Here is a 10,270-nt window from a genome sequence, read left to right as displayed (position 1 = left end):
GGCCATCCTTCTCTCGAACGGATAATACCTTACGGCGAAATGATACTGGATAGGTCATTCACAAATTATAATCAATTTATATGTGATTGGCTATACTTTTGATTCGAGCTGGAATATTTTTGAGATTGCGTAGCGCTCTAAACAGCCTTTAAATCATACTGATTTGTCATCAAATGCTTAATCGGCTTGCTTTAGGACTGCCTTCATGATTCCGGAATGCCATAAAAATTCAATAATTGGGTTCATACATTAGCGAACGAACATATGTGGCTAGATCCTCAGGAAGAACGTTCTCTGCGAGTCCTTCTTGCTGAGCAACCTGACCAACGGCTACTGCAATACCATGAGAAACGCTGCGAACACGGTTAAGTGATGGATAAATTGAACCTGCCTCAATCTCCTCGGGTAAGACCATGTCTGCGAGCACCCTGGCTGCAACCATGAACATACTGTCTGTGATCAGTCGGGCTCTACTGGCTATTACACCGAGCCCAACACCTGGAAAGATATAAGCATTATTCCCCTGAGCTGGTTTAAATAGTTTCTCACCCAATCTGTAAGCCGGGAAAGGGCTACCACTGGCAAAGATGGCTCGCCCGTCAGTCCATCGATAGGCTTCTTCAGCAGTGCATTCTGTGTGAGAAGTAGGATTGGACAATGCAATGATGACCGGTCGTTCATTGAATTGCGCCATTTTTCTAATAATCGCCTCATTAAATGTACCGGCCACACCAGTCGCTCCGATGAGAACGTCTGGCTGAATGCTTTCGATCGCTTCCAGAAAATTTACTGGAGCATGGTCGTGGGCAAAAGGTCTGATGCGTGGCTTAAAGTACTCACGACTTGATACCACTAGTCCTTGCCTATCCACAAACGAAAGTCTAGATCTTGCAAGCTCCTCACTGAGACCAGCTGCACAAAATGCTGGGACCATCAATTCAGCGATACCGGTTGCTGCTGAACCCGTTCCAAGTAACATAATTTTTAGATCAGCAAATTGCTTGCGCGTTATCCGGCAAGAAGTATAGACACCCGCAAGCGTGACCGCTGCAGTACCTTGAATATCATCATTAAAACAGCGCACCTGTTTTCGATAACGATCAAGAAGATCAAAAGCATTCTGACTTTTGAAATCTTCGAATTGAATCAGAACGTTGGGAAATTTTGTCTGAACGGCCTGAACAAATTCATCAACCAATGACAAATAAGCAGTTCCTGTCAACCGCGGATGAGGGTAGCCCAAGTAAAGCAAATCTTCCTGCAATATTTGATTATTCGTTCCAACGTCGAACATCACTGGCAAGCATTGTGCCGGATGGATACCTCCACACGCCACATACAAAGCAGTTTTGCCTATCGAGATCCCCATACCGTTAGCGCCCAAATCGCCAAGCCCCAATATCCTCTCCCCATCCGTAACTACCACGATACGGATATCCGTCTCATGCCAGTTATCAAGTATCGCGGTGATCTCTCCGCGATCTTCCGGGGTAATATAAAAACCCTGTGACCTTCTATATATATGAGCAAATTGCTTACAAGCTTCACCTACAGTAGGGGTGTAAACTAGAGGCATGATCTCATCGAGATGATCGATCATAGTTCGGTAAAATAATCGCTGATTCCGCTCCAGCAAGCTATTTAGAAAAATATATTTTTCAATATCGCTATTTTTCCGGCGCAGATTACCTAACACTCGTTCTTGCTGCGTTTTGATATCCGTTACTTTATAAGGTAACAAGCCTCGCAAACCAAACTGTTTTCGCTCTTCGCGTGAAAAACCAGTTGATTTATTTTGAGCAGGATCATCCAGCAATGACTTCCCTCGCAATAACTTCATCTCGACCGCCTCGTTATATGAATATATCGGGTTAAAGCGTTTGAAATTGCCTTATGCTATTTTGTTATAATTATTTTCTATACATAATGATATTTTCGGCAAAAATACATAACACCTATTCTTAATGCCCTTAAGTCAGCTGTTCTAACATCAAGATACCTGGTTAGACAATCTATACTGTAACCGATAAACTAGCAGGAAAATTCGGAAAGAAACTATATACTTATCATCACACATCTTACAGCATACGTCGAGACCCAAAGGATTGGTTTCGCACTGTTGCAAGATAATTTTTAATCAATCAATATAATTATAACTATGACAGCACATTCCATACCTACACCTCATCCGGATCTCTATACTGAAGAAGAAGTCTCACAGTTAGTTCATAATTTTTACGCGAAAGCGAGAAAAGATCCTGGCCTTGGGCCAATTTTTGAAGAGCACGTGATTGATTGGGACGCGCATTTCGTTCAAATGATCAATTTCTGGTCGGCGCAGCTGCGCGGTACTAGCCGCTTCCGAGGCGCTCCCATGCCGAAACATATTGCTCTCCCAGAACTCAATGCAGCTCTCTTTAAACGATGGTTGCAGTTATTTAAAGAAACCACTCTTGAATTGGGCAATCCTGTATTGAAGCATCACGCAGATACCGTTGCTACTTTTATTGCAGGCAGATTATGGCTTGGTTATCAAATGAGCAACTTTCCAGATCAACAGCCTACCGAGCTTTTTGCTAAAACGCATTGATTTAATTAAATAAGCCAGACTTGATCATTTGAAGTAATAACTACGATATCTTTTCCAGTAATCAACTCCGTATCATGCAAGTTTGCCGAAGGGCCTCACCTAGACCAGAAGCGCCTGTAGCATTGACCATAGGTAATTTTGATGGGGTGCATTTAGGTCACCAAGCCATGCTTGCACGTCTGAAACAAGTAGCTAATCAATTGAACATTGCTTCTTGTGTCATGACGTTTGAGCCTCATCCGCGTGAATTTCTTGCTCCTCAGCAAGCACCAACACGTCTTACAAGCTTACGTGAGAAATTGGAACTCTTGGCAGAGTCAGGCATAGATCGCGTTCATATTTACCGCTTCAATCATGATTTCGCAAAAATCGATGCAGAATCTTTCATAACACGCATTCTTCAAGAGGAGCTTGCTGTTCGTTGGTTACTGGTCGGAGAAGATTTCCGTTTCGGCGCTCACCGTGCAGGTAACGTTGAGATGCTAAAAATATTTTCACAAAGATCTGGCAGCTTTGAAGTAGAGATCATGCCCAACTTTAGTGTGAATAGTTTACGCGTATCGAGTACCGCTATACGGGAAGCATTGGCTTGCGGCAATCTGGATCTTGCTAAACAATTACTAGGACGCCCCTACAGCATTAGTGGGCGTGTCGTGAACGGTGATAAATTGGGGAAGCAAATTGGATTTCCCACGGCCAATATCCAGTTAAAACATAATCGCCCTCCTCTGATGGGTATTTTCGTAGTTGAAATCAGTAGCGAAGCCAACTCACCTTTCCCTGCAACGATGCGTGGTGTAGCAAGTCTGGGAATACGACCGACCACTCATGCAAAGAGTGAACCCGTTCTGGAGGTTCATTTATTTGATTTCTGTAAAGAGATTTATGGCCATCATTTACGCGTACATTTTCTGCACAAACTCAGAGATGAGGAAAAATACCCTGATTTAATTACGCTCACCAGGCAAATAGAACGAGATGTCGAGGAGGCAAAAAACTATTTCTCAACTCAGGCAGACCTCGTTTCATAGTAAAAAAACCGGATCAACACTCCATGACTGACTACAAAAAAACACTCAATTTACCCGATACCCCTTTTCCGATGCGTGGTGATCTTGCCAAGCGGGAACCCCATATGCTTAAAGCCTGGCAAGAGAAACAGCTTTATCAGAAAATTCGCGCCGCTAGTCAGGGCCGCCCTAAATTTATTCTGCACGATGGTCCACCTTATGCCAATGGAGATATCCATATCGGCCATGCCGTCAACAAAATCCTCAAGGACATCATCATCAAAAGCAAAACGCTGACTGGCTTTGATGCACCTTATGTTCCAGGCTGGGACTGTCATGGCTTACCCATTGAACACCAGATCGAAAAAAAGCATGGTAAAAACCTTCCACCCGATCAAGTACGTGCACTCTGCCGTGCTTTTGCTCAAGAGCAAGTCGAGCGGCAAAAGGTTGATTTCATTCGGCTGGGCGTATTAGGTGATTGGGAACATCCTTATCTCACCATGAATTACCAAACTGAAGCCGGTATCATTCGGGCGCTCGGTAAGATTTATGAAAATGGTTATCTCTATCAAGGGCAAAAGCCGGTTAATTGGTGTATCGATTGCGGTTCTGCGCTAGCCGAAGCAGAAGTTGATTACGAAAATAAAACCTCACCTGCGATTGATGTCAGCTTTGAAATCGTTTGCGATGATGGTGCTAAACATCCGCTTGCTAAACCATTCGGAGTATCGATACCGTCAGACAAAAAAGCCTATGCTGTCATTTGGACGACTACTCCATGGACATTGCCCGCCAATCAAGCCGTTTGCGTGCATCCAGATTTCGATTATGAACTGATCGATACTCCGCAAGGACTCTTGATCCTGGCGGCTGGACTCAAGCAAGCATGTTTAACGCGCTATCAATCCGAAGGTAAAACGCTTGCTACCTGTAAAGGACGTGAGCTGGAGAATCTGCCACTGCACCATCCATTCGATGCACGCACCGTAATCATCATCTGCGGCAAACACGTCACGCAGGAAGCTGGTACGGGCTTAGTTCACACTGCTCCTGCACATGGGCTGGATGACTACTTCATTGGTCAGCAATATGGATTAGCCAGTGATAGCCCTGTCAGTGGTGACGGTAAATTCAACAGTACCACGCCGCTGGTGGGTGGTCTGTTTGTCTGGAAAGCCAACGATGTCATCATCGATGCATTGAAAGCCAATCATCATTTGTTGCATAGCGAAAAAATTGAACACAGCTACCCACATTGCTGGCGGCACAAAACACCGATTATTTTCCGCTCAACACCGCAGTGGTTTATCGGCATGAATGCAACACATCACGCGAGTTCTTCCTCTGCAGGAACATCATTGCGAGAGCTCGCCAAGAAAGCCGTCGATGAAACCACTTTCTTTCCAACGTGGGGTCGCGCTCGCCTGGAAGCAATGATCAAAAATCGCCCGGATTGGTGTATTTCGCGTCAGCGGAACTGGGGTGTGCCCATGACATTTTTAGCACACAAAGAAACGCATGCTTTGCATCCTCGCTCGCTTGAATTATTGGAGATCATCGCCCAGAAAGTAGAAAAGCACGGCATTGAAGCGTGGTTCAAACTGGATGCCGCGACTTTGCTAGGTGATGAGGCCAAGGATTATCATAAATTGAGTGATACACTGGATGTGTGGTTTGATTCCGGTACCACGCATGACACTGTACTGAGACACGATCCGCAGCTCAATCATCCAGCTGATCTTTATCTAGAGGGCTCGGATCAGCATCGCGGCTGGTTCCAGTCCTCATTGCTGACAGGTTGTGCCATGGATGGCCGCGCTCCTTATTACGCCTTACTGACACACGGTTTCGTCGTGGATGGTCAGGGTCACAAAATGAGTAAATCCAAGGGAAATGTGATCTCGCCACAAAAAATCGCGGATACCTTAGGCGCAGATATTCTGCGCCTGTGGGTAGCTTCGGCTGATTACTCGGGCGAGTTATTCATTTCCGATGAAATCCTTAAGCGTACCGTTGAAACCTATCGGCGTATTCGCAACACACTGCGCTTTCTGTTAGCTAATCTAGCCGATTATGATTCTGCGACAGATAGCTTGCCGATCGATGACTGGTTGGAAATCGATCGTTATATGCTGGCTTATACCGAGGCGTTGCAAAACGATCTTACCGCTCTCTACCAACGTTATGAGTTCCACCAGATCGTGCATACATTACATAATTTCTGCTCGGAAGATTTAGGTGGATTTTATCTGGATATCCTGAAAGACCGGCTATATACTACTGCAGCCAGGAGCGTGTCGCGTCGCTCTGCGCAGAATACGCTGTATCATATCGCCCACAGCCTCGTGCGCTTGTTTTCCCCGATTTTAAGTTTCACTGCTGAAGAAGTTTGGGAACAATTGACAACCTCACCGGAAGATAGCGTGCTTTTACATACTTGGCACAGCTTTCCCGTGTATTCGCAATCGCCAGCAGAAACAGACAGACTGCTCCAGCGCTGGGAACGGCTGCGGCAACTACGCTCACAAGTGCTGAAAAAACTGGAAGAAGCACGAGTACAAGGCACGATCGGCTCATCCCTGGCCGCCATTGTAGTTATCCATGCAACGGAAGAAGATTTTGCGCTACTTAACTCACTTGGAAATGATCTACGCTTCGTCATGATTACTTCTGAGGTACAGTTGCATCAAGCATCCAGCACCGAGAAAGAAAATATCATAGTGACAGCCAGTCCGTACGCCAAATGTGAACGCTGCTGGCATTATCGTCGGGATATCGGTCACAACACGGATCATCCTACCTTGTGTGATCGATGCTTATCCAATCTTCTTGGGTCGGGAGAGCAACGACGCCATGCCTAATTCCAATTCCCAATCAAACATGACACGAAGGCAAGCCGCAGACAATATAAATAATACGACAGGGAGAAGCCAATAAAATCAGATTTGATTCAAAAATGGAATAACTTCACTAATCTTATTCGCTGATCATAACACTCATCCAATGAAACTCTATTATTGTCTGGCAATTGCATTCGTCATATTAGTCCTAGATTTAGCCACCAAGTACTGGGTAGAATCCAGGCTGTTCTATGGTCAGCCGATTCCGGTCACTTCTTTTTTTAATTTAATGCTCACCTATAACCCAGGTGCAGCCTTTAGTTTCCTGAGCGATGCTTCCGGCTGGCAACGCTGGCTTTTAAGCGGTATTGCACTGATTACTTCAATAGTGATCATCTTTCTATTGTATAAATACGCAGCCAGTAAGTTGTTTTGTCTCGCCCTAAGCTTTGTATTGGGCGGTGCGCTCGGAAATTTATGGGATCGCATCACACTGGGACACGTGATTGATTTTCTTGATTTCTACCTTGGCAACTATCACTGGCCTGCATTTAATATTGCGGATTCAGCAATTTTTATCGGAGCGGCATTACTCATTTATGATAGTTTCCGGTCGAAAGGTCCGTAAATACTACAAAACAACATAGATGGTTTGCCATAAAAAATGTAGATTGCCAACAAAAATTACTGCAATCTTACTTTAGTTGGCTCTATATATCCGTATACATCATACCCTCTTTAGGAAATTCCCTAGAATCATCTCGCATTATTTGTTTGGGTACTGCCCTTGACTGAGTAAAGTAACTTCGAGTTCTTCTGGCGATGTCTAATTCTAATCTCCAATAGGAAAATACATAATTTTTAACACAAAACTATTTAGTTTGATTTTATACTTATGATATGAAAAAGCTCTATTCTGCCAGCAATCTGATCGAAGCACAGATGATCCTTTGCTTGTTAGAACATGCTTATATACCAGCAAAGCTATTTAATACCCATGCCCAAGGTGGGGTAGGGGAAATTCCCTTTACCCATGCGTACCCTGAGGTATGGATTATGCAAGACGACGATCTCAAAAAAGCACGATCGATTATCGACGCATACGAAAGCACATCAGTTGAGGAAGGATATGTATATTGTCCAGTATGCCGTGAGCAAAATCCACGAAATTTTCAGTTATGCTGGCAATGCGGTGAAGGATTGGAAATTGTGCATTTGCAGTTAAATGACACTTGATTACTCTTGTTTATGTTTATCAATAACAGGCGGCGCAAAGAGTGCCGGAATAACTTTCTTACTCGGTTGGCGGATAGAATGAGAAACTTTATCAGCCGTGTCTAACTTCTTTATCAACGCCATAGGTACATATGGTTGAGTAAAGATCGGATCGACCGGTCGAGATGGTTTATTTCTTCCGTAAGGAGTTGGCTGTGGCTTACCTATCTGACCATTATTACTCCTGTCTAAGCCAGCTTTATGATGCATTGACTTACCATCATGCCGTTGACGATTAGTAGCTCGCGATGAAACCGAATAATTACTCTTCTCAGCTTCAAACCCATTCACTTTCGTCACAGTCAATTTTGTTTGGAGTAGCCTTTCAATACCCACGAGAAATTCCTTTTCACTCTCGCTGACCAACGAAATGGCATTTCCTTTGCTTCCCGCACGACCCGTTCGTCCAATCCGATGGATGTAATCTTCTGGAACAGTCGGTAACTCGAAATTGATTACATAAGCAAGGCTCTCAATATCCAGCCCTCGTGCGGCTACATCGGTAGCAACTAATGCCTGGATTTTCCCTTCTTTAAAATCATTGAGCGCTTGGGTACGTTGTTGTTGATTCTTGTCTCCATGAATCGCTGTCGCCATCACATCATACTGCGAAAGTTGTTTGACTAGCCGATCTACACCTTGTTTAGTTCTAACGAAAATCAGAACCTGTTTAAGATCATTTTGTTTAATTAACTGCACCAATAATTCATGCTTGCGTTCAAGTGTAACTAAATGGACTATGTGCGAGATGGATTGATTGATCGCATTGCGTTTTGCCACCTCGATTAAAATTGGCTGCTTCAGTAACTTGTCAGCAAGTTGCTTAATTTCCTCTGAAAAAGTAGCAGAAAAAATCAAGCTCTGCCGCTGCGGAGGAAGCAACATGAGAATACGCTTGATATCTGGCAGGAAACCCATATCGAGCATACGATCGGCTTCATCCAGAACTAAAATTGCTACTTTGGATAGATTGATCGTTTTCTGCTCAATGTGATCCAGTAAACGACCAGGTGTTGCGACCAGTATTTCTACTCCAGCTTGCAATTCCTTAATTTGAGGATCGATGCTGACACCACCAAAAATAACAGTGCTTCGTAATTGCAAATATTTTCCGTAGCTTCTCACATTATCATGTATCTGCGTAGCGAGTTCACGTGTAGGTGCAAGTATCAATGCTCGAATAGGGTGTCTAGCTGGTGAAGTACTAGAATTTGCGTGAGTTTGCAATCGATGTAACATGGGCAATGTAAAACTAGCCGTTTTTCCTGTGCCTGTTTCGGCACTCCCCATGATATCTTTGCCATCAAGGATATGTGGTATAACTTGAGCTTGTATTGGGGTAGGTTTGACATACCCCTGATCTGCGATTGCTCGCAAAAGCTCATCTGATAAATTTAATTGATCAAATGCTGCAGGGTTATTCATAAGCTGCTCAGTCTTTGCGACTGAATCTAAATATTGTTTGATTATTCTATCTCCTGTTGAATACTACGTTTAGATTTATCGGTTTTTAGCCACTCACCAAATTTATTCATGGCATTTTGGACAAGAGGTGCGCCCCCAATAGCTACTGCATCAACGAGGCAGTACCAAGCAGCAACACCACTGGGAGGATTTCCTTGTGATAAGTTAAAAATGGGCTCAAGCTTCGCCCAATACCATGTTCCAGCAGCTGTGCCAATCAACTCTAACCAAGTAGTGATAAAAAAAGCGGCAAGATAAACCATGGGAGATCTACCTTTGAATAGATAAATAAGAAACACACAAAATAATATTGCCCCTACTTGATCTCCCTGTTCGGGGATGCCACTCACTCCCCAAAGCGACCAGATGCCGCATACAATTACAACGAATGAAGCGATTTTCCTTGCGTATTTAAGAAAAAAGCCTGAGCGAGCCAACGCGACAGCTGTTAAATAAACCATCCCATGTCCTGGAGGTACATATAAGGGCACATTTTCAAATCTGTAGGTATATCCCCCCATATAAACAGACGCAAAGTGCTCACCTGCAGTCGCAAATGCCACAGCAAGCGCTACTTGAATTCTTATTTCTTTATTTTCACCTACCAATAATCCAATTAAGAATATCCAGGCTATGACTCCCAGCAGTTTTTGTATGGTCAAATTTGCATGAGCGTCAATAACTAGGCTTACCGCCACACAAAAGAAAGTAAGAGCAGCAATGAAGTAATCTCGCTTCTTATGGACACAAACAGCATCAGGCGCGGGGAAATAACGAAGCATTTTCTACCTTAGTGGAGATGAAAAAAGCCCATCACTTTCGACGGGCATGTAGCCTTTGTGCTTTACATTTGCATCAAGGAATATTGTACAAAGTAAACACTCTGTTATCCTCTTTTGGAAGAAGATAACAGAGGCTATAAGAAAACCAGCTGGAGAAATCATTTTATTTCCCCAGCATAGATAGATATTGATGAGATTTTATCAAAAATAAACAGTTTTACTCTTTTCCTTTTTCACCTACTTTGGCACTTGCCTGGAATTCATCGTGATACTTGAATTTAGGCTCGCCCTCGAAAGCACCATCCA

8 protein-coding genes and 1 pseudogene are annotated in these 10,270 nt (G+C 43.8%); 5 read left to right on the top strand and 4 right to left on the bottom strand.

Annotation, left to right across the window (positions count from 1 at the left end):
* Positions 1 to 229: 229 nt before the first annotated feature.
* Positions 230 to 1,840, bottom strand: a complete 1,611-nt coding sequence (locus BLV54_RS13430; protein WP_090572144.1) for an NAD-dependent malic enzyme — start codon at positions 1,838 to 1,840, stop codon at positions 230 to 232.
* A 318-nt stretch (positions 1,841 to 2,158) separates the two neighbouring features.
* Here BLV54_RS13430 and BLV54_RS13425 point away from each other — a divergent pair, with 318 nt between their 5' ends.
* The 5 genes from BLV54_RS13425 (at position 2,159) to BLV54_RS13405 (ending at position 7,679) form a co-directional block, all read left to right on the top strand.
* A complete protein-coding gene (locus tag BLV54_RS13425; protein WP_090572143.1) occupies positions 2,159 to 2,590 on the top strand; it encodes a group III truncated hemoglobin in 432 nt (143 codons plus the stop codon).
* A gap of 74 nt (positions 2,591 to 2,664) precedes the next feature.
* Positions 2,665 to 3,621: a bifunctional riboflavin kinase/FAD synthetase gene (locus BLV54_RS13420; protein ID WP_090572142.1), complete on the top strand. Its 957-nt coding sequence runs from the start codon at positions 2,665 to 2,667 to the stop codon at positions 3,619 to 3,621.
* 23 nt (positions 3,622 to 3,644) lie between these two features.
* On the top strand, positions 3,645 to 6,464 hold the full coding sequence (gene ileS / locus BLV54_RS13415) for an isoleucine--tRNA ligase (protein WP_090572141.1): 2,820 nt from the start codon (positions 3,645 to 3,647) through the stop codon (positions 6,462 to 6,464).
* Positions 6,465 to 6,606: 142 nt separating this feature from the next.
* Positions 6,607 to 7,071 (top strand): signal peptidase II, encoded by a 465-nt coding sequence (gene lspA / locus BLV54_RS13410; protein ID WP_090572140.1) that lies wholly within the window; start codon positions 6,607 to 6,609, stop codon positions 7,069 to 7,071.
* A 272-nt stretch (positions 7,072 to 7,343) separates the two neighbouring features.
* On the top strand, positions 7,344 to 7,679 hold the full coding sequence (locus BLV54_RS13405; RefSeq protein WP_090572139.1) for a putative signal transducing protein: 336 nt from the start codon (positions 7,344 to 7,346) through the stop codon (positions 7,677 to 7,679).
* Here BLV54_RS13405 and BLV54_RS13400 read toward each other — a convergent pair whose 3' ends face one another.
* The 3 genes and pseudogenes from BLV54_RS13400 to BLV54_RS15755 all read right to left on the bottom strand — a co-directional run.
* Positions 7,680 to 9,143, bottom strand: a complete 1,464-nt coding sequence (locus tag BLV54_RS13400; protein ID WP_090572138.1) for a DEAD/DEAH box helicase — start codon at positions 9,141 to 9,143, stop codon at positions 7,680 to 7,682.
* A gap of 41 nt (positions 9,144 to 9,184) precedes the next feature.
* Positions 9,185 to 9,964 carry a hypothetical protein gene (locus tag BLV54_RS13395; protein ID WP_090572137.1) on the bottom strand — a complete coding sequence of 260 codons (780 nt, stop codon included), beginning with the start codon at positions 9,962 to 9,964 and terminating at the stop codon, positions 9,185 to 9,187.
* A gap of 217 nt (positions 9,965 to 10,181) precedes the next feature.
* Positions 10,182 to 10,270 (bottom strand): annotated as a pseudogene (locus BLV54_RS15755) (cytochrome C554); the annotation flags it as partial.

This window comes from Nitrosomonas sp. Nm33 (assembly GCF_900107265.1).
Classification (GTDB): domain Bacteria; phylum Pseudomonadota; class Gammaproteobacteria; order Burkholderiales; family Nitrosomonadaceae; genus Nitrosomonas.
Note: the sequence above shows the minus strand (reverse complement) of the source record. Positions and strands in the feature narration are given on the sequence as shown.